This is a genomic window from Sphingomonas kyeonggiensis (assembly GCF_014204495.1).
Taxonomy (GTDB): Bacteria; Pseudomonadota; Alphaproteobacteria; order Sphingomonadales; family Sphingomonadaceae; genus Sphingomonas; species Sphingomonas kyeonggiensis_A.
In genome coordinates, this window is sequence record NZ_JACHLN010000001.1 from 1,452,773 (window position 1) to 1,471,490 (window position 18,718).

General features: G+C 67.2%; 20 protein-coding genes. 9 read left to right on the forward strand and 11 right to left on the reverse strand.

The annotated features are described in order from the left end of the window. Positions 1-8: 8 nt before the first annotated feature. Genes HNP52_RS07160 through HNP52_RS07170 form a run of 3 tightly spaced genes read left to right on the forward strand, consistent with a single transcriptional unit; the run spans position 9 to position 1,731 of the window. Positions 9-905, forward strand: a complete 897-nt coding sequence (locus HNP52_RS07160; RefSeq protein ID WP_184164405.1) for a DMT family transporter — start codon at positions 9-11, stop codon at positions 903-905. Next, entirely contained in the window at positions 902-1,378 is a 477-nt protein-coding gene (locus tag HNP52_RS07165; RefSeq protein ID WP_184164408.1) for a GNAT family N-acetyltransferase, read from the forward strand. Before HNP52_RS07160 ends, HNP52_RS07165 begins: the two co-directional genes overlap by 4 nt. Then, positions 1,378-1,731: a TfoX/Sxy family protein gene (locus HNP52_RS07170; protein ID WP_184164410.1), complete on the forward strand. Its 354-nt coding sequence runs from the start codon at positions 1,378-1,380 to the stop codon at positions 1,729-1,731. Before HNP52_RS07165 ends, HNP52_RS07170 begins: the two co-directional genes overlap by 1 nt. Here HNP52_RS07170 and HNP52_RS07175 read toward each other — a convergent pair. The 4 genes from HNP52_RS07175 to HNP52_RS07190 are packed head-to-tail and all read right to left on the reverse strand — an operon-like array spanning position 1,728 to position 5,550. Beyond that, entirely contained in the window at positions 1,728-2,378 is a 651-nt protein-coding gene (locus HNP52_RS07175) for a DUF1345 domain-containing protein (protein WP_184164413.1), read from the reverse strand. The genes HNP52_RS07170 and HNP52_RS07175 overlap by 4 nt on opposite strands. Next, complete coding sequence (locus HNP52_RS07180) at positions 2,375-3,058, reverse strand: hypothetical protein (RefSeq protein WP_184164416.1); 684 nt, start codon at positions 3,056-3,058, stop codon at positions 2,375-2,377. Before HNP52_RS07180 ends, HNP52_RS07175 begins: the two co-directional genes overlap by 4 nt. Continuing rightward, a complete protein-coding gene (gene ppa, locus HNP52_RS07185) occupies positions 3,055-3,603 on the reverse strand; it encodes an inorganic diphosphatase (protein ID WP_184164419.1) in 549 nt (182 codons plus the stop codon). The genes HNP52_RS07180 and ppa overlap by 4 nt, the downstream gene beginning before the upstream one ends. A 42-nt stretch (positions 3,604-3,645) precedes the next feature. Continuing rightward, positions 3,646-5,550, reverse strand: coding sequence for a M61 family metallopeptidase (locus HNP52_RS07190; protein WP_184164422.1), 1,905 nt, complete (start codon positions 5,548-5,550; stop codon positions 3,646-3,648). A gap of 125 nt (positions 5,551-5,675) precedes the next feature. On the opposite strand from HNP52_RS07190, the gene HNP52_RS07195 reads away from it, so the two are divergent. Then, positions 5,676-6,977: an isoprenylcysteine carboxylmethyltransferase family protein gene (locus tag HNP52_RS07195; protein ID WP_184164425.1), complete on the forward strand. Its 1,302-nt coding sequence runs from the start codon at positions 5,676-5,678 to the stop codon at positions 6,975-6,977. A gap of 117 nt (positions 6,978-7,094) precedes the next feature. Here HNP52_RS07195 and HNP52_RS07200 read toward each other — a convergent pair whose 3' ends face one another. Next, entirely contained in the window at positions 7,095-7,835 is a 741-nt protein-coding gene (locus HNP52_RS07200; protein ID WP_184164428.1) for a 16S rRNA (uracil(1498)-N(3))-methyltransferase, read from the reverse strand. A 61-nt stretch (positions 7,836-7,896) separates the two neighbouring features. Then, positions 7,897-8,583, reverse strand: coding sequence for a hypothetical protein (locus tag HNP52_RS07205; RefSeq protein ID WP_184164431.1), 687 nt, complete (start codon positions 8,581-8,583; stop codon positions 7,897-7,899). 113 nt (positions 8,584-8,696) lie between these two features. On the opposite strand from HNP52_RS07205, the gene ubiA reads away from it, so the two are divergent. Genes ubiA through HNP52_RS07220 form a run of 3 tightly spaced genes read left to right on the forward strand, consistent with a single transcriptional unit; the run spans position 8,697 to position 11,764 of the window. After that, entirely contained in the window at positions 8,697-9,611 is a 915-nt protein-coding gene (ubiA, locus tag HNP52_RS07210) for a 4-hydroxybenzoate octaprenyltransferase (protein WP_184164434.1), read from the forward strand. 31 nt (positions 9,612-9,642) lie between these two features. Next, positions 9,643-10,989 (forward strand): TldD/PmbA family protein, encoded by a 1,347-nt coding sequence (locus HNP52_RS07215; RefSeq protein ID WP_184164436.1) that lies wholly within the window; start codon positions 9,643-9,645, stop codon positions 10,987-10,989. Next, positions 10,982-11,764 carry a 3'(2'),5'-bisphosphate nucleotidase CysQ gene (locus tag HNP52_RS07220; RefSeq protein ID WP_184164438.1) on the forward strand — a complete coding sequence of 261 codons (783 nt, stop codon included), beginning with the start codon at positions 10,982-10,984 and terminating at the stop codon, positions 11,762-11,764. The genes HNP52_RS07215 and HNP52_RS07220 overlap by 8 nt, the downstream gene beginning before the upstream one ends. A 121-nt stretch (positions 11,765-11,885) precedes the next feature. Here HNP52_RS07220 and HNP52_RS07225 read toward each other — a convergent pair whose 3' ends face one another. Next, complete coding sequence (locus tag HNP52_RS07225) at positions 11,886-12,674, reverse strand: class I SAM-dependent methyltransferase (protein WP_184164441.1); 789 nt, start codon at positions 12,672-12,674, stop codon at positions 11,886-11,888. A gap of 88 nt (positions 12,675-12,762) precedes the next feature. Here HNP52_RS07225 and HNP52_RS07230 point away from each other — a divergent pair, with 88 nt between their 5' ends. Next, positions 12,763-13,203 (forward strand): Rrf2 family transcriptional regulator, encoded by a 441-nt coding sequence (locus tag HNP52_RS07230; protein ID WP_184164443.1) that lies wholly within the window; start codon positions 12,763-12,765, stop codon positions 13,201-13,203. A gap of 139 nt (positions 13,204-13,342) precedes the next feature. Here HNP52_RS07230 and HNP52_RS07235 read toward each other — a convergent pair whose 3' ends face one another. The 4 genes from HNP52_RS07235 to HNP52_RS07250 form a co-directional block, all read right to left on the reverse strand. Further along, a complete protein-coding gene (locus HNP52_RS07235; protein WP_184164446.1) occupies positions 13,343-14,053 on the reverse strand; it encodes a hypothetical protein in 711 nt (236 codons plus the stop codon). 3 nt (positions 14,054-14,056) lie between these two features. After that, entirely contained in the window at positions 14,057-15,256 is a 1,200-nt protein-coding gene (locus HNP52_RS07240) for a toxic anion resistance protein (RefSeq protein ID WP_184164449.1), read from the reverse strand. Positions 15,257-15,358: 102 nt separating this feature from the next. Then, on the reverse strand, positions 15,359-15,715 hold the full coding sequence (locus HNP52_RS07245) for a hypothetical protein (protein ID WP_184164452.1): 357 nt from the start codon (positions 15,713-15,715) through the stop codon (positions 15,359-15,361). Between the two features lie 109 nt (positions 15,716-15,824). Further along, a complete protein-coding gene (locus HNP52_RS07250; protein ID WP_184164455.1) occupies positions 15,825-16,397 on the reverse strand; it encodes an NADPH-dependent FMN reductase in 573 nt (190 codons plus the stop codon). A gap of 288 nt (positions 16,398-16,685) precedes the next feature. Between HNP52_RS07250 and typA the strand changes: the two genes are divergently transcribed. Beyond that, a complete protein-coding gene (typA, locus tag HNP52_RS07255; RefSeq protein ID WP_184164458.1) occupies positions 16,686-18,527 on the forward strand; it encodes a translational GTPase TypA in 1,842 nt (613 codons plus the stop codon). Positions 18,528-18,718: the final 191 nt, after the last annotated feature.

The window sequence follows — 18,718 nt, forward strand, 5'->3', positions numbered from 1 at the left end:
GGCGCGGCATGCATCGGACGATCATCGCGGCGCTGCTCGCCGCCTGCGCGGGCATTGCGCTCTATTCGATCATGGACGCGGTGATGAAGGGGATCAGCCTCGTCATCGGCGCCTATGCCGCGATCTTCTGGCGGCTGGTGGCGGGCGCGGCGATCATGACGCCGCTGTTCGCCTTTTCCGGGCAGCGCCTGCCGTCGGCCCGGGTGCTCCGCATCCATGCGATCCGCAGCGTGGTGATCGCGGTGATGGCGATCGCCTTCTTCTGGGGCATCGTCCGCGTGCCGCTGGCCGAGGCGATCGCGCTCACCTTCATCGCCCCGCTGATCGCGCTCGTGCTTGCCGCGGTCTTCCTGCACGAGAAGATCGGCACCCGCTCGATCCTCGGCTCGCTGCTCGGCCTGGCCGGGGTCGGCATCATCCTGGCCGGGCAACTGGGCGTGCCGCACCGGCCCGATTCGGCGCTGGGCATGGTCGCGATACTCACCTCGGCGGTGTTCTACGCGGTCAATCTCGTCATCGCGCGGCACCAGGCGCAGCAGGCCGGGCCGATCGAGATCGCCTTCTTCCAGAACTGGATCATCCTCGGCCTGTTCGCGTTGCCGGCGCCCTGGCTGCTGGTGATGCCGGCACCCGGCCAATGGTGGCTGGTGGTGCTGGCCGCCGGGCTGGCGATCGTCTCGCTGCTGCTGCTGTCCTGGGCCTATGCCAGGGCGGAAGCCCAGGTGCTGCTCACCGTCGAGTACACCGCCTTCGTCTGGGCTGCGCTCATGGGCTGGCTGTTCTTCCGCGAGCCGCTGACCCTGCTGACGATCGGCGGCACCTTGCTGATCGTCGCCGGATGCGTGATGGCGGCGCGCAGCAAGCCCGGCATCGCCGAGCCCGAAGTGGAGCCCGCCCTTTCATGATCGCCATCCGCACCGCCACCCCCGACGACGTCGCGCTGATCCTCGGCCTGGTCCGCGAGCTTGCCGTCTACGAGCGTGAGCCCGACGCGGTGGTCGCGACCGAGGCGATGCTGCACAAGGCACTGTTCGAGACCCATGTCGCGGAGAGCCTGGTCGCCGAGCTGGACGGCAAGCCCGTGGGCTTCGCGCTGTTCTTCCACAATTTCTCGACCTGGACAGGCAAGCCCGGCATCTATCTCGAAGACCTGTATGTCACACCCGATGCGCGCGGGTCTGGCGCGGGCAAGGCGCTGCTCCGGTATCTGGCCGGCATCGCGCTCGATCGGGACTGCGGCCGTTTCGAATGGTCGGTGCTCGACTGGAACACGCCGGCGATCGATTTCTACCGGGCGATGGGTGCCGAGGCGATGGAAGAATGGACCGTGCAGCGCGTCTCGGGCGATGCACTGCGCAAACTGGCCGGACGCGCCTGATGGCGATCGACCAGGGCCTGGTCGATTGGGTGGCGGAGGCGATGGAGCCGGTCGGCACGGTAACCTCGAAGCGGCTGTTCGGCGGCGCGGCGCTTTATTGTGACGGGCTGGCCTTCGCGATCCTCGCCTTCGACGCGCTGTGGCTCAAGGCGGATGCGGAGAGCGATGCCGAATGGGGCGATGCCGAGCGCTTCTCGGTCACGCGCGAGGACGGCAAGGTCCAGTCGCTCAACTATCGCCGCGCGCCCGACGAGACCTATGACGATGCCGACGAACTGCGCCGCTGGGCGCTGCTCGCGCTTGATGCTGCCCGTCGCGCACCGCCGAAGAAACCAAGGAAGAAGAAGGCCTAGCCGCCGCCCAGCACGTTGATCGTGAACGCCAGGATGCCCAGGTTGAACACGAACGCCGCCAGGCAGTGCGCGGTCACCACGCGGCGCAGGCGCCGGCTGGAGATGGTCACGTCGCTGGTCTGGAAGGTCATGCCCAGGCAGACCGCGAAATAGAGGAAGTCCCAGTAATCGGGCTCCTTGGTATCCGGGAATTCCAGTCCGCCCGAATCTGCGCCGTTCCGTGCCGCCGTGTAGAAGATATGCGCATAGTGCAGCGCGTAGATGGTGTTGCTGAACGTCCAGCTCAGCGCCAGCGTGCCGAGGATCGCCGGCAGCGCCCAGGGGTTGGACTTGATCCCGCTCAGCACTTCGGCGGCGATCGAGGTGAACACCGCTGCGCCCACCATCACCGTGATCAGCAGAAGCATCGGCCGGTTGGCATCGTTGCGGCAGGCGCTCTCGCGCATCCCGCTGGCGCGGTGGCTCAGCAGCGGGATCGTCGAAATCAGGAAGGCGGCCGCGCCGATGTCGAAGGCCAGCATCACGCCGAAATGCAGGCCGACCGCGGGCAACAGGATCCAGCCCGACGCCAGGGTCGCGCCGACGAACAGCAGGAAGCGCGGCGGCGCCACGACATTGCCGATGCCGCGGCGATGCGGCGCGCTCATGCCCGGCGCACCCAGCGCGGGTTGATCGCGCCCACCGCGGCAAGCGCGAGCAAGGCCATCCAGCCATAGCTGTGGGCCTGCATCATCCAGGGGTGGTGCGGCGCGCTCAGCAGGAACCAGAGCGAGACCAGCCCGCCTGCCGCCAGCGGCACGGCGGTGAGCTTGGCGACCAGGGTCCCGCGCCAGGCCAGCAGCGACAGCATCAGCTCGCCGATGCCGAGCAGCGCGAACTTGGTGCGCACCACGACGAACAACATGTCGAACAGGCTCTGCGCATCTGGGCCGACCGGCAGGATCTGGAGCAGGATCACGCCCTCGACCTGGTCGAACAGCGCGGCGGCGAACAGCACGCCCATCGCGGCGAGGCCCAGCCTGCGCGCATCGTGGCGCAGCGCCCAGGCGCCGAGGACCAGGAAGGTCGCATAAGCGGGGATGAAGACGAGTGCGTCCCACCAGCTCGCGCTGAGCTGCGCGATGCGGAACTTCTCGGAACAGGGTGGGGCGCCGAACAACTCGGCAAGCTCGGCGGGATTGCGGACCAGCTCAAGCGCGATGATCGGCCCGGCACCATGTGTGGGGCCGCAGGCGACGAGGTCCGGGATGCGCCCAAACCCCATCGACGCTGCCAGCGTCGCCAGCCCGGCCACTGCGCACAGTCGCCAGGCCAGCGCACCGTTCAAGCCGCGGCGGCCTCCTTGGCCTTCTTCGCGGCTTCGATCGCTTCGAGCACGATCTTGCGGGCCTCTTCCGCATCGCCCCACTGGCCGATGCGCACCCACTTCTCGGACTCGAGGTCCTTGTAGTGCTTGAAGAAGTGCTCGATCTGCTGGAGCACGATCGAGGGCAGGTCCTGCCGCTCGCCGATGTCCGAATAGTACGGGAAGGTCGAGTCGACCGGCACGCAGATCAGCTTCTCGTCGCCGCCGGCCTCGTCCTCGAGCTTGAGCACGCCGATCGGGCGGGCACGCACGACGCAGCCCGGCACGAAGGGCGAGCGCGCGATGACGAGCGCATCGAGCGGATCGCCGTCCGGCGACAGGGTGTGCGGCACGAAGCCGTAATTCGCCGGATAGCGCATCGGGGTGTGCAGGATGCGATCGACGAAGAGCGCACCGCTCTCCTTGTCGAACTCATACTTCACCGGCTCGCCGCCGACCGGCACTTCGATGATGACGTTCAGGCTGTTCGGCGGATCATCACCCACCGGAATAAGATCAATACGCACGCTGCTGTTATCCCTTAGCTGGGCGGTTGCGCCCCTCCGGCCTCACTTGGGCTGGAGGAGTTTGTCCAGGCCAGCCTCTCCTTCGCTTGTTTTTTCGAGGTGCGGATAGCGCAGCCCGTCATGATAGTCGATGGCCACGTCGCGGTAGCGCGAGCCGCGCTTCACGGTGAGCTTGATCGGCTCCTTGCTGCCCTTGGCGGCCTTCACCGCGTCCCGCAGCTTGTCGCCGCTGAACACCGCGCCGTTCACCGCGACGATCTCGTCGGCCAGGGTGATGCCGGCGTCGAATGCCGGGCTGCCCCACATCACGCCCGTGATGCCCTTGGGCCCGATCGACAGGCCGATCGAATAGGACAGGTCGGTGGCGGTCTTGGGCGTCACCTTGTTGGGGGTGTCGTTGTAGACCAGCTTGTAGCCGTTGCGCTCGAACCCGCTGAGCGGCGCATGCTCCGACACGTCGTTGACGCGCTCCTTGAGCAGCGTGCGCCAGTCATAGGGCAGGACCTGGTTGAGCGTCGCGACCACGTCGTCGAACGTGTAGGCCAGCTCGCCGAAATCGCCGTCGCGTCCGCCGAAGAAGATATGCGCGAAATCGTCGATCGACTTGGTGCCGCCCGACTTCTCGCGCAGGATCGAATCGACTTCCATCCAGATCAGCAGGCCTTCGTTGTAATAGTCCTCGCTGCGCTGCCAGCTCACCCAGCCCTTGGGCGAACGCGGGGTGATCACCGGATCGTTGGTGGTGTCTCCCATCGGGCGCCAGGTGCGGCCCTGGCGGTTGTCGAGGTTGGCGGCGATATTGGCGTAGGCATCCAGGGTATCGGCCTTGCTCACCAGCCCCGAGCGCGCCTGGAACACATAGCCCCAGAACTGGGTCTGGCCCTCATAGACCCAGAGCAGCGAGCCGCGCATCGGCACGCGATAGTCCGGCGTCCACAAATCGGCGCCGCGGCGGAACTTGCCGTCCCAGCTATGGGTGTATTCGTGCGGCAGCAGGTTGCGGCTAGTCGCCTTCTCGTCCCACTTGGTGAAATAGCCCAGGCCCGTGCCGTTCTCCGAGCTGCGGTGATGCTCCACGCCGATCCCGCCCAGTTCCTCGCTGATCGAGAGCAGGAAGCGGTAGTGATCATAGTGCTCGACGCCGAAGGTCTTCACCGCCTGGTCGACCAGCTTGGCATGCGCCGCGATCTGCTCGGGCTTGGCGGCCAGCTCCTCGGCACTGTCGGCATAGGTCTCGATGGTCACGCGGTCGCTCAGCTTGAGCTGGCGGTAATAGCGGCCGGCGAGCACCGGCGAGTCCATCAGGATGTCGTAGCTGGTCTTGTCATAGCTGTAGACATTGCCGGCCACCTTGGCGTCCACCGCCGAGCTCGCGGTCCAGCCCTGGGGATAGGTCACCTTGGCCTGGATGGGCACGCGGCGGACGAAATAGCCGGCCGGGTAGAGGCTGAGCGAGAAGAACTGCAGGCTCATCAGGTTGGGTGTCATCACGATGCGGCCCTGGTCGCCCACGGTGGCCGAGACGAAGTTGAAGCTCACGTCGAGCTTCTTCGCGCCCGCCGGCACGTCGATATGGAAGGCATAGACATCAACGGGATCGCGCTTCCACGGGATCACCTTGCCGTTCGCCTTGATGACCAGGCCGCCGACCTTCTCGATCTCGCCGCGCGGACCGTGCTTGCCGGGGATCCACTTCGGATAGAGCAGCACCATGTGCCCGCTCTTCGCGACCGGGATCGTCTCCTTCACGTTGAAGATCCCGCGCGTGATGTCGGTCGCGTCGATATCGAGCGTCAGCGTGCCGGGATAGGCGACGTCCCGCGCATCGGGGATGGTGTTCGGATAGGGCGCGGTCTGCGCCGGCGCCGACTGGACCACCGAGGTCTGAGCGATGGCGGGAGCGGAGACGGAGGCGAGCAGGGCAGCTGTGGCAAGCGCACGGATCATCGGTGGAAGCGACCTCTCATTTTGAAGCGACGGGTCATAGGACCCTGCGGGCAGAGGCGTAAAGGCCTGCGCGCAAGTGCAATCCTTCACGGGACGCTAACCATTGCGCGCTACTCGTTTCCACCATGTATCACGATCCCAAGCTGACGGCGGAAACCCGGGCCGATCCACGGCCCCGCTCGGCGGTGAGTACCGGCGTCGGCATGGCTGGCCTGGCCGGCATGAGCCTGTGGACCGGGATCGCCACCTTTTACGGCATGGACGGGCCCTATTCGGCGCTGGTCAATGTCGTCGCCTGCGCCGTGCCGATGGTGCTCTGGTCGATCTTCGTCGACAAGGTGCACCTGAACCCCAGCACCGGCATCGACTGGTCCTCGAAGCGCACGCTCAGGGATACGCTCGACATCTCGATCACCAAGCTCACCGGCTTGTGGCTGACCTGGGGCGGGATCGCGCTGATCTATGCCACCTTCCGCTTCTGGTGGACGGGCCGCTACGCCAATTTCGGCTGGTCGATCTGGTGCATCGAGATGGCGGCGCCGGCGCTGTTCCTGCTCTCGATCCCCTATGTCCTGTGGCTCGATCGCAAGCTGGTGCAGCCGAAGGACGGCGCCTGGCATCTCGGCGCCTGGCTGATGGGGATCAAGGAGCCGATCGATATCCCGGCGATCCAGAACCATCTGCGCAGCTGGGCGATCAAGGGCTTCTTCCTCGCCTTCATGCTCTCGATCGTGCCGCCCAATTTCGGCGATTTCGTCGGCTGGAACTTCAGCCGCATGTTCGACAGCCCGGCGGTGATCGCCAACTACTGCATCAGCTTCATGTTCGTGATCGACGTGGCCTTCGCCACTGCCGGCTACATCCTGACGATGCGGCCGCTCGATTCGCACATCCGCAGCGCCACGCCCTATGCGGCGGGCTGGACCGCGGCGCTGATCTGCTACCCGCCCTTCGTGCTGATGAACGAAGGCGGCGTGCTGGATTATCATCCGGGCAGCGCCGACTGGACTTACTGGTTCGCCAACCATCCCTGGATTCTGGGCGGGCTCGGCGCGGTGCTGGTGGTGCTGACCGGCATCTATGCCTGGGCGACGATCGCCTTCGGCCTGCGCTTCTCCAACCTCACGCACCGCGGCATCCTGACCCATGGGCCCTATGCGTGGAGCCGCCACCCGGCCTATCTGTCGAAGAACCTGTTCTGGTGGCTTTCGGGCCTGCCCTTCCTCGCCACTACCAACTGGGTCGAGGGGCTGCGCAACGCGGCGATCATGGCCGTTGTCAGCGGCATCTATTACTGGCGCGCCCGCACCGAGGAGATGCATCTCGGCGCCGATCCGGCGTACCAGGAATACAGCGCCTGGATGCAGCGGAATGCCCCGGTGCCGCGCTTCTTCGCCTGGGTTGGGGGCAAGCTAAGGGCTGCCTAACGCCTCCTTCATGCCCTCTCATCCGTCATCCCCGCGAAGGCGGGGATCCAGGGTTTCTCTGCCGTTTCGCCTGTGACTCTGGATCCCCGCCTTCGCGGGGATGACGGTTGTTAGAGCCTACCAATCCCCGGCAGCGCCCATCCACAGCGCCACCGCCGCCGCCGCCGCTGTCTCCGCCCGCAGGATCCGCGGCCCCAGCGCGATCCCGATCGCCCTGGGATGCGCCTTGATCGCCTCGCGCTCGCTCTCGTCGAACCCGCCCTCGGGCCCGATCAGGATCGCCGCCGGCCCCGGATTGGCCCGCATCGCATCCACCGCCGGCACGCCGCCGGTCTCGTCGGCGAAGAACAGCACGCGCTCCTCGGGCCAGTCGCGCAGCAGCGCGGGCAGCTTCACCATCTCGTCGAGCCGGGGCAGGGCAGTGCGTCCGCACTGCTCGGCTGCCTCGATCATGTGCGTGCGCAGCCGCTCCAGGTTGAGCTTGTCGACCACCGCGCGCCGGGTGAGCACCGGCACCAGCCGGTCGACGCCCAGTTCGCAGGCCTTTTCGGCGATCCAGTCGATCCGGCCCTTCTTGATCGGCGCCGCGCACAGCCACAGGTCCGGCACCGGCTCACGCTCGCGGAGCTGGTCGGTCACCTCCAGGATCAGGTCGCGCTTGCCGATCGAGCGCGCGACCCCGGCCCATTCGCCGGTGCGATCGTCGAACAGCTTGATCGCCTCGCCGATCTTTATCCGCATCACCGAGATCAGATAATGCGCCTGCGGGCCGTCGATCTTGATCTCGCCGGGCGAAAGCTCGGTCTCGACGAACAGGCGCGGGGCGGATTGGGGCGGCCAGGCGGGCGTAGCGGGCATGGCACTGCTCTAGCCGTCGAGCCGGGGCGCCGTCACTCCCCCAGGTTCATTCGGTCCAGCCTCATTCGCCAATGCCACCCATGCCGCCGCCCGAGCCCATGCCGCCACCGCCATAGCCGCCGCCACCGCGACGCCCACCGCCGCCACGTCCACCGCGACCGCGCCCACCGCCGCCGCGCTTGCCGGGCCTGAAGCTCGCCTTCTCGATCTTGGGCAGCTCGGACTTCTCCAGCTTGCCGTCGCCGTTCTTGTCGAGCAGCGCGAAGCGCTTGTCGGCGGCGACGCGGAACTCGCGCGCATCCACGCCCCGGTCGAAGTTGGTGTCGGCCACCACCACCGGTTCGGGATAATCGAAATAGCCGAAGCGGGCCGCGCCCTGTGCGACATAGGCGGGTGCGCGCTTCTGGCCGTCGCCATCGCCTTCGGTGCTCTCCGGCTGGTCGCCCATATAGCCGCCGACGCTGATCATCGGCGCCACGACCGTCTCGTAATTCTCGATCTCCTCGGGATCGAGCTCGCCGTCCTTGTTCTTGTCGAGCGTGGCGAAGAAGCGCGCCGCATCGGCTTCCATCTCGGCTTCCGTCAGCACGCCGTCATGATTGGCATCGGCCTTGTCGAACCAGATGTTGGGCGCGTCCGGCCCGCGGAAGGGCTCGCCCATCGGACTGATGAAGAAGCTCGGCGCATCATCGGCCAGGGCAGGGGTGGCGACAGCGGCGAGCGTAAGGCTGGCGAGGACAAGGCGCATCGACTGTTTCCCGGGTGAAATATAGGCACCCCGCGCCTGCGCCCGCTTTGTCGCAGGAGTATGCCAGAATGTTGCGGGCTTGATCTTTCACGCGTGGGGGCGGAGGGACGGCCATGGCCGAAGCGCAGCAGATCGTACCCGATACCGAGCATCGCGGACTGGTGGGCCTGCTCCCCGTCGCCGCGCGACCCTATGCCTTGCTTGCCCGGTTCGACCGGCCGATCGGCTGGTGGCTGCTGTTCTGGCCCGGCGCCTGGGCGGTCGCGCTGTCGGGCGGCGCGGTCGAGCGCTGGGATCTGATCCTCTGGCTCCTGCTCGGCAGCATCGCGATGCGCGGTGCCGGCTGCGTGTTCAACGACATCGTCGACCGCGACCTCGATCGCCAGGTCGCCCGCACTCGCAGCCGCCCGGTGGCGAGCGGCGCGGTGTCGGTAAAGGCCGCCCTGCTCTGGCTCGGTCTGCTCTGCCTGGTCGGGCTGGTCGTGTGGTTCCAGCTCCACTGGCCCGCGCGGCTGGTGGCGCTCGCCAGCATCGCGCCGGTTGCCGCCTATCCCTTCATGAAGCGGATCACCTGGTGGCCCCAGGCCTGGCTCGGCATGGTCTTCTCCTGGGCGGCTCTGGTCGGCTGGGCCGAGATCGGCACCCAGCCCTTGCTCCCGCTCGCCTTGCTCTATGCCGGCTGCATCGCCTGGGTGATCGGCTACGACACCATCTACGCGATCCAGGATATCGAGGACGACGCGCTGGTCGGCGTCCGCTCCTCTGCCCGCGCGATGGGCGCGCATATCCGGGGCGGCGTGACGGCGTTCTACCTTGTCGCCATCGCCTGCTGGGGTGCCGCGATCTGGCAGCTCCGCCCCGATTGGCTCGCGCTGCTTGCCCTGCTGCCGATGGCGCTGCACCTGCTCTGGCAGGTCGCGACGCTCGACACCGCCGACGGCGCCAATGCGCTCGCCCGCTTCCGGTCGAACCGCAATGCCGGCCTGCTGATGTTCGCCGCCTGCTTCGTCGTGGGCCAGACACTTTGACCTTCGGCCCCGGCATACCTAAGTCGGCGCGATGCTGACCATTTCCGAAGCCTGTGAACGCGCCGCCGATGTCGTCGCGCGGGCGCGCCGGGCGGGCGCCGATGCCGCCGATGCCGTTTTCGCCGCCGACAGCTCGCAGTCCGTCTCCGTCCGCATGGGCGCGCTCGAGGATGTCGAGCGTTCGGAGAGCGAGGAGCTCGGCCTGCGCGTCTTCATCGGCCAGCGCTCGGCCAGCGTCTCCACCTCGGACCTGAGCTCGGCCGCGCTCGACATGCTGGTCGAGCGCGTCGTCGCGATGGCCAAGGAAGCGCCCGAGGACAAATGGGCCGGCCTCGCCCCGCAGGACCGGCTGCTCCACGGCGCCCCGCCCCAGCTCGATCTCGACGATGGCGCGCATGTCGACCCGCAGAGCCTCAAGGCCCTGGCCGAGCGCGCCGAGCAGGCCGCGCGCGGCGTCGAGGGCGTCACCAACAGTGAAGGCGCCAGCGCCGGCGCCTCGCGCTCGGTGATGACGCTCGCGACCAGCCACGGTTTCACCGGCGGCTATGCCCAGACCAGCCACGGCATCTCGGCCAGCGTCCTCGCCGGGGCCGGCGGCAACATGCAGCGCGACTATGCGCATCATTCGGCCCGCCACGCCGCCCAGCTCGAGGCGCCCGAGGCGATCGGTGCGCTCGCCGGCGAGCGCGCGGTCGCCCGGCTCGATCCGGCCAAGATCCCCAGCGGCGCGATGCCGGTCGTCTTCGATCGCCGCGTCTCGGCCGGGCTGATCGGCCATTTCCTCGGCGCGATCTCGGGTGCCGCGATCACCCGCAAGACCAGCTTCCTGCTCGATCGACTCGGCCAGCAGGTCTTCGCCAAGGGGGTGACGATCCGCGACGATCCGCACCGCCCGCGCGGGCTGCGCTCGCGCCCCTTCGATGGCGAGGGGCTGCCGGTCCAGCCGGTCAAGCTGGTCGACGGCGGCATGCTGGAGACCTGGCTGCTCGAAAGCGCCTCGGCGCGGCAGCTCGGGCTCGAGCCGACCGGCCATGCTTCGCGCGGCATCGGCGGCGCGCCCGGCGTGGCGCCGTCCAACCTCTATATGGAAGCCGGCCATATCCCCGCCGAGACCCTGGTCGGCGAGATCGAGTACGGCATCCTCGTCACCGAGCTGATCGGGCAGGGCGTCAACGGCGTCACCGGCGATTATAGCCGCGGCGCCGCCGGCTTCCTGATCGAGAGGGGCGAGATCACCCGCCCGGTCTCCGAGATCACGATCGCGAGCAACTTGAAGGACATGTTCCTCGCGCTGACCCCGGCGAACGACCTGGAGTTCCGCTACGGGATCAACGCACCGACCATCCGCATCGACGGGATGACGATCGCCGGTGCCTGAAGCCGGCCTCGCCTCCGAAGTCGCGGCGATCGCCGCGGAGGCGGGCCGCCTCGCCATGACGCGCTGGGAGACCGAGTTCAAGCGCTGGGAGAAAGTCCCCGGCAGCCCGGTCTGCGACGTCGATCTCGAACTCGATGCGCTGCTCCGCGATCGGCTGACCGCGCTGCTTCCCGAAGCCGGCTGGTTGTCCGAGGAGACCGCCGACAGCCGCGCCCGGCTCGACGCGCGGCGCATCTGGGTGGTCGATCCGATCGACGGCACCCGCGACTATCTTCGCCACCGTCCCGGCTGGTCGGTCTCGGTCGCGCTGGTCGAGGACGGCGCGCCGGTGATCGGTGTGCTCGATGCCCCGGCGCGCGGCGAGCGCTGGATCGCCGAGGCGGGCAGGGGCGCCGCGCGCAATGGCGTGCAGCTCCATGTAACCCCGCGCGACCAGCTGGCCGGATCGCGCATGCCAACCGACCACCTGCCCAAGGTCGATGGCGACCTGGTGATCGTCGACAAGCCCAATTCGATCGCGCTGCGTATCGCGATGGTCGCGGCGGGCGAGGCGGACCTGCTGGCTACGATCCGCTGGGGCAATGAATGGGACGTCGCCGCCGCGGTGCTGCTCGTGCGCGAGGCAGGTGGGGTGATTACCGATGTGCTGGGGCAGGAGCTCGTCTTCAACACGCCGAGCGCCAAGGCGTTCGGTCTGCTCGTAAGCGCGCCCGGCATCCACGATGCCGCGGTCGAGCGGTTGGCCCATCGTGCGCGGGAAGCACTGGAAAGCTAAGCCATCTCCCCCCTTGTACCCCGGCGAAAGCCGGGGCCCAGGGTTTCTCTGCCGTGTCGCTTGTGACTCTGGGCCCCGGCTTTCGCCGGGGTACAGATAAGAGGGCCCGCACCGTACCGGCTTACCGCCCCGCCACCGCAATCAATGCCGTCGAGGGTACCGGCAACACCGACCGCCCATCCGCCATAAGCCGCACCTCCTCGACCACCGCCGCCTGCTGCTCCGCATCCAGCGCCACCCAGTCCGGGCTCATCCCGAACAAAGTCTCCGGCCGGTCGAGCTGCGACACGTCCAGCACGAAATCATGCGTGACCTGCTCGATCTCGGGCGCCGCGAACCCGGCATCGACCATCGCCGCCGACAGCCATTCGGGATCGCCCAGCGCCACCGCGCCCTCGGGCAGCCTGGTCTTGCCGTCGAGCCTGGGGAACAGCCGACGGCGGATCTGCGAGAGCAGCAGGAAGGTCGCCGCGCCCTCGCTCTGCCAGGTGGCGAGCACGCCCAGCCCGCCGGGTTTGGTCACCCGCGCCATCTCGGCCAGCCCCCTGCGCCAGTCGGGGAACATGATCACCCCGAATATCGAGAAGCTGACATCGAAGCTCGCGTCCGGCAGGTGGAGCGCCTGCCCGTCCATCACCTCCGCATCGACATTGGGCAGCTTCGCGGCGGCGATCCGCGCGACCATCCCGGCCGAGAAATCGGTGGCGAGCACATAGGCGCCGCTCCGTGCGGCAGCCAGCGTCAGCGCGCCGGTCCCCGCCGCCACGTCGAGCACCTGCATGCCGGGCGTCAGCGTCACCCGGGCCAGCGCATCCTCGGCGAATTGCGACGTGAACGGGTGGGCGGTTGCTTCGTAATTGGCAGCGGTCTCGTCCCAATGCGCCGGGTTCTCGTGCTTCTTCTCGGTCATTTGCGGCCTTTCGCGAATCATGTAACAATACAAGTATCGTGAAAGAGCGCGCTTGCCAACCGGCCCGGCGCGCCCGAGGAAGATCAGGATGCGAAAGGACAGCCGCCTATCCCGGATGCTCCATGTGCTGCTCCACATGGCGCGGCATGACGGGCCGATGACCTCGGAGCACATCGCCCAGATGCTCCAGACCAATCCGGTGGTGGTCCGCCGCACGATGGCCGGGCTGCGCGACGCCGGTTATGTCCGCTCGGAAAAGGGCCATGGCGGCGGCTGGGCTATCGCCGCTGATCTCGACAAGGTCTCGTTGCTCGACATCCACCGCGCCGTCGGCGGGCCGACCCTGTTCGCGATCGGCAGCGAGCATGCGAACCCCGCCTGCGCGGTCGAGCAGGCGGTCAACGAAGCGCTGGACGATGCGCTGCGCGAAGCGGAGGCTTTACTGGTGGCGCGGCTGGGCGCGGTGAGCCTCGCCGAACTGGCCCGCAGCTTCGATGCACGCTGCGTGGCGGGTGGCTGGCCGCACTAGATCCTGCGGACATACTTCTTTAGTTCCCCGGCGAAGGCCGGGGCCCAGGGTCACAAGCGGAACGGCAGAGAAACTCTGGGCCCCGGCCTTCGCCGGGGAGCAGCTGGAAGCACGGTACGTCCGGAATGGTGACGAACGCCTAGCCCTCTTCGCCTTGATATTTGATCTGCAGGAACCGCCCGCGCGTCGCGAGATTGTCGAGGTCGCCCTGCGCCAGCTGCGTGGTCATCTCGGCGATCTCGTCGTCGATCAGTTGCAGGCCCTGCGCCAGCTGCTGGTCCGGGGTCAGGCCGTTGCGCTCCACCCGGCGCAGCGGCTCGGGCACGCGGCCATATCCCTTGACCAGCTCGGGCAGCTGCTCGCCGACCAGCTTGCGCACTTCCACCGCCGCCGGGCTGTTCTCGTCGAGCGTCGCCAGCTGCGGCGCCAGCGTCTCCAGCTTCACGCCGATCGAATCGACCAGCCCGCGCACCGGCGAGGGCAAAGCCGGGCGCTGAGTCTCCAGCCAGCGCTCGGTCGAGCGGGGCAGCGCCTTGAGCGGAATCTCCGCCAGCTTCTCGACATTCACCGGCGCGCTCGCCGGCATCACCGCGAAGAGCATGGTCGCCGCGATCATCAGCACCGCCACCAGCATCGCGCCCATGATGCCCAGCGGCGCCACGATCAGCGCAAAGGCGATCGCGCCGACGAGGATCGCGCCGTCCGCCGCCGCGATCCGCCCGAGCCGGCGGACCACTTCGGCCTCGCGGTGCTGGCGGTTGCGGCTCGATACGGCCAGATCGGTGCGGCTGCGCACGCGATCCAGCGTGCTCCCGATCCGGTTCAGTTCGCGATCGACATCGGTGGGCACGGCTTACATCGCCTCCAGCTTGAACGTCTCCGCCCCGCCCGAGACCTGGTTCTGCGAAGCCCCCTCGGCGCGGGCGATATAGCCCTTCGACTTCTCGACTTCGTTCGACAGCGTGTTGACCGTCACCTTCATGTTGTCGAGCGCCTTGAGCTTGAACGTGTCGATCGCGTCCATCGTGTCATAGATGTTCTGGAAGGCACGCTGCAGCGTCTCCACGGGGATCGTCGAGTTCGCCGCCTGCTCGTGGATCGCCGCCGACTGGCTCTTGAGCAGCGCGCCGGTCGAATCGATCAGCCCTGCGGTGGTCGAGTTGAGCGCGGTGATCTGGTCGAGCACCAGCTTCTGGTTGGTCAGCGCCTGGGCCACGGTAACCGCGGTGCGCAGCGCCGAAACCGTCGTCGTCGAAGCGCGATCGACGCCCTTCACCAGCTCGACATTGTTCTTCTTGACCAGGTCGAGCGCAAGATAGCCCTGCACCGTCACCGCCATCTGGGTGAGCAGGTCGGTGGTGCGCTGGCGGACATAGAAGAGCGCGGTCTCGCGCAGCGCCTTGGCCTTGGCCGGGTCGGTGTGATCGAGCTCGTTGGCCTTGTCCTCGATCTTCGCGTCCATCGCCTTGGACAGATAGATCATCTGCTCGAGCCGCCCCATCGAGGCCCAGAGATTCTGCCGCTCGGTGTCGATCGCGGCATTGTCCATCAGCAGCTCGTCCTTGCCGTTGGCCAGGCTCTTGAGGATGCCGTTGATGTGCGTCTGCGACGACTGGTACTTGCGGAAATATTGCTGCATCCCGCCGCCGAACAGCTTCGACAGGAAGCCCTGGCTGCCGCCGATCAGCTTGCCGTTCTGGCTGGGATCGAGCTCCTCCACCTTCTTGCGCAGCGCGAGCAGGTCGGCGCCGACGCCGTCATTGCCCATCGCCTTGACCGGGCGATCGAGGAAGCGGTTGGACTGGCCCGCCGCGTCGCGGATCTCCTTCTGCCCCATCGCCGCGATCGCATCGACGCGCTTGCCGAACTCGGGGCTGTTGACGTCCTGCGCGACGAGATCCTCGATGAAGCTGTCGACGCGGGTCTCCAGCTCGGTCTTCTTGGTATCGTCCACCGGCACCAGCCCGGCTGCCTTTTCCGGCGCGACGACCTTCACCGGCTCGGGCGGGGTCAGCACCAGATCCTGTTCGGCCACCAAGGTCTCGCTTGCCATTCTCGCGTCTCCAAACTGTCCGGCCTAAGCATAGGGTCATCCGGACAACAGTCCAACTGTGTCGTTTATATAATACACCAACAGGCCAAGCCAAGGGGCAGCCTATTTGCTCTCGGTCTTCACCCGGCTCGAGCGATAGATCTGCTCGCCGTCGCGCAGCGGGGTGAGGCTGCAGCCGTTCTGCGGCTCTGCCTCGCCGGCGCAGAAGCGTGCGCCCTCGGCCGCGCCGGTCGCCGATTCCGCGGTCTTGCCCTTCTCCGCGCTCAGCCGAACCGGCTCGCCCGATCCGGCGACCAGCACATGGCAGCTGCCGCTGCTCGAATCGCGGCAGGTCAGCAGCAGCGTGCCGGTGGTGAAATCGGCATCGAGCACCAGGTTCACGTTCTGCTTCTCGGCGGTCGTCGCGCCCGAGCAGCCCGCCAGCAGCGCCAGCGCGAGCAGCGCCATTCCCTTGTTCATTCCCTTACTCCCTTGTGTGCCGCACCCGGCAGCCGCGCTTGTGATATAGCTATATACCACACCAGCTTCCCGTCACCCCGAAACCGTCGGGCCAAGGAAGCACGCGGGCTCAGCCCGCCTCCCGCCCGGCCCGGAGCGCCCGCCCCCACCAGGCCAGCTCGTCATAGAGGTGCTGGGTCCAGCGCGCGTCCTTGTCGTCCGGCGTGAAGCTGCCGCCGGCCACCTTGCTCCACACGCTCATGATGTGGACCGACGCTTCCAGCGGCGCCATGCGCAGCTCGCGCGCCACCATCGTCGCCTGCTCGATCGATCGCGCCGCGCCATTGCCGCCATAGCCGACAAAGGCCACTGGCTTGCGGTGCCATTCGGCATAGACGAAATCGAGCGCGTTCTTGAGCACGGCCGGCAGCCCGTGATTATACTCCGGGCAGATCAGGATATAGCCGTCGGCGCTCGCGATCTTCTCCGCCCAGCGGATCTGCAGCGGGTCCTGATAGTCCCCCATCGCCGGTGCCCTGGCAAAGGCATAGAAGGGCAGGTTCCAGTCCTTCAGGTCGATCAGCTCGGGATCGAGCTCCGGCCGCGCCGCCGCGCCCTCGACCACCCATTTGCCCACCGGCTCGGCCATCCGCCCCTCGCGGATGCTCCCCAGGATGACGAGGATCTTGAGCGGCTCGGCCATGGTCTTCCCTTCATGCGGTTCGCGCTGTCCTACACGGCGCTCTTGTGGTTCAGAATGTCCGATGCGCGCACTTGCTCCAATCCCCCCTTTTGGTGAACCCGGCTCCCCTTGCCGCCGGCAAGGCGTCTGCCCATCTTCGCCGCAGAGGCACCCTGCGGGCATGCGTGGTGATTCAAGGGATTCAACATTTTCGCGGCGGCGGGCGTTGAAAGCCGCGGCGAATCACCGGGCTTCCCGCAACGCACAAATTGCTGTACGGGCCCGCCAACTTACTTCCAGGATAGCATCATGAACCTCCGCAACGTGGCGATCATCGCGCACGTCGACCACGGCAAGACCACGCTCGTCGACCAGCTCTTCCGTCAGTCCGGCACCTTCCGCGACAACCAGCGCGTCGAAGAGCGCGCGATGGACTCGAACGACCTCGAAAAGGAGCGCGGCATCACCATTCTGGCGAAGCCGACCTCGGTCGAGTGGGCGCCTCCGGGTGGCGGCGAGCCGGTTCGCATCAACATCGTCGACACCCCGGGTCACGCGGACTTCGGCGGCGAGGTGGAGCGCATCCTCTCGATGGTCGACGGCGTGATCCTGCTGGTCGACTCGTCGGAAGGCGCGATGCCGCAGACCAAGTTCGTCACCGGCAAGGCGCTCAAGCTCGGCCTGCGCCCGATCGTGGTCGTCAACAAGATCGACCGTTCGGACGCGCGCGTGCAGGAAGTGCTCGACGAAGTGTTCGACCTGTTCGTCACGCTTGAGGCCAATGACGACCAGCTCGACTTCCCGGTGCTCTACGCCTCGGGCCGCAACGGCTATGCCTCGGACGATGCCGATGCGCGCGAAGGCACGCTGCAGCCGCTGTTCGAGAAGATCGTCGAGCATGTGCCGCCGCCCGCGCTCGACCAGGACGCGCCGTTCAGCTTCCTCGTGACGCTGCTCGATCGCGACAACTTCCTCGGCCGTATCCTCACCGGCCGCGTCCAGTCGGGCACGGTCAAGCTCAACCAGCCGATCCATGCGCTCGACGCCGACGGCAAGGTGATCGAGACCGGCCGCGCCTCGAAGATCATGACCTTCCAGGGCCTGGAGCGCGTGCCGACCGACGAAGCCAAGGCGGGCGACATCATCTCGCTGGCTGGCCTCACCGTCGCCACCGTGTCGAACACCATCGCCGACACCTCGGTGTCGACGCCGATCCAGGCGCAGCCGATCGATCCGCCGACGCTGTCGATGCGCTTCGCCGTCAACGATTCGCCGATGGCGGGCCGTGAAGGCTCGAAGGTCACCAGCCGCATGATCCGCGACCGTCTCGAGCGCGAAGCCGAGAGCAACGTCGCGATCAAGGTCACCGAGAGCGAGGACAAGGACTCGTTCGAAGTCGCCGGCCGCGGCGAGCTTCAGCTCGGCGTGCTGATCGAGACGATGCGCCGCGAGGGCTTCGAGCTCGGCATCAGCCGTCCGCGCGTGCTGTTCGGCGAGGACGAGAACGGCAAGAAGACCGAGCCGTACGAAACCGTCGTGATCGACGTGGACGATGAATTCTCGGGCACGGTCGTCGACAAGATGAACCAGCGCAAGGCCGAGATGACCGACATGCGTCCCTCGGGCGGCGGCAAGACCCGCATCACCTTCTCGGCGCCGTCGCGCGGCCTGATCGGCTATCATGGCGAGTTCCTGTCGGACACCCGCGGTACCGGCATCATGAACCGCCTGTTCGAGAAGTACGGCCCCCACAAGGGCCAGATCGAAGGCCGCAAGAACGGCGTGCTGATCTCGAACGGCAATGGCGAAGCGCAGAGCTACGCCCTGGGCCCGCTCGAAGAGCGCGGCATCCTGTTCGTCGGTCACGGCGAAGCCCTGTACGAGGGCATGATCGTCGGCGAGAACGCCAAGACGGAAGACCTTGAGGTCAACCCGATGAAGGCGAAGCAGCTCACCAACTTCCGCGCCTCGGGCGGCAAGGACGACGCCGTCCGCCTCACCCCGCCGAAGAAGATGACGCTCGAGCAGGCGATCGCCTATATCGACGACGACGAGATGGTCGAAGTCACCCCGACCAAGATCCGCCTCCGCAAGCGCCACCTCGATCCGCACGAGCGCAAGCGCGCCAGCCGCGCGAAGAACGCGGCCTGAGGCTCGAAGACACGAAAGGCGCCGGGAAAACCCCGGCGCCTTTTGCTTTGGGGGGAGCTTCCTCGCGGCAGGGCCGCAGCCCTCTCCCGGGTGCCCAACGCAAGTGATGCGTTGATCCGCACGAGCGGAAATGGGTCATTTGCGCGTTAACTTCGCTTGATTTCAGCGCTCCCTTTGCCATCTTCCTGGCA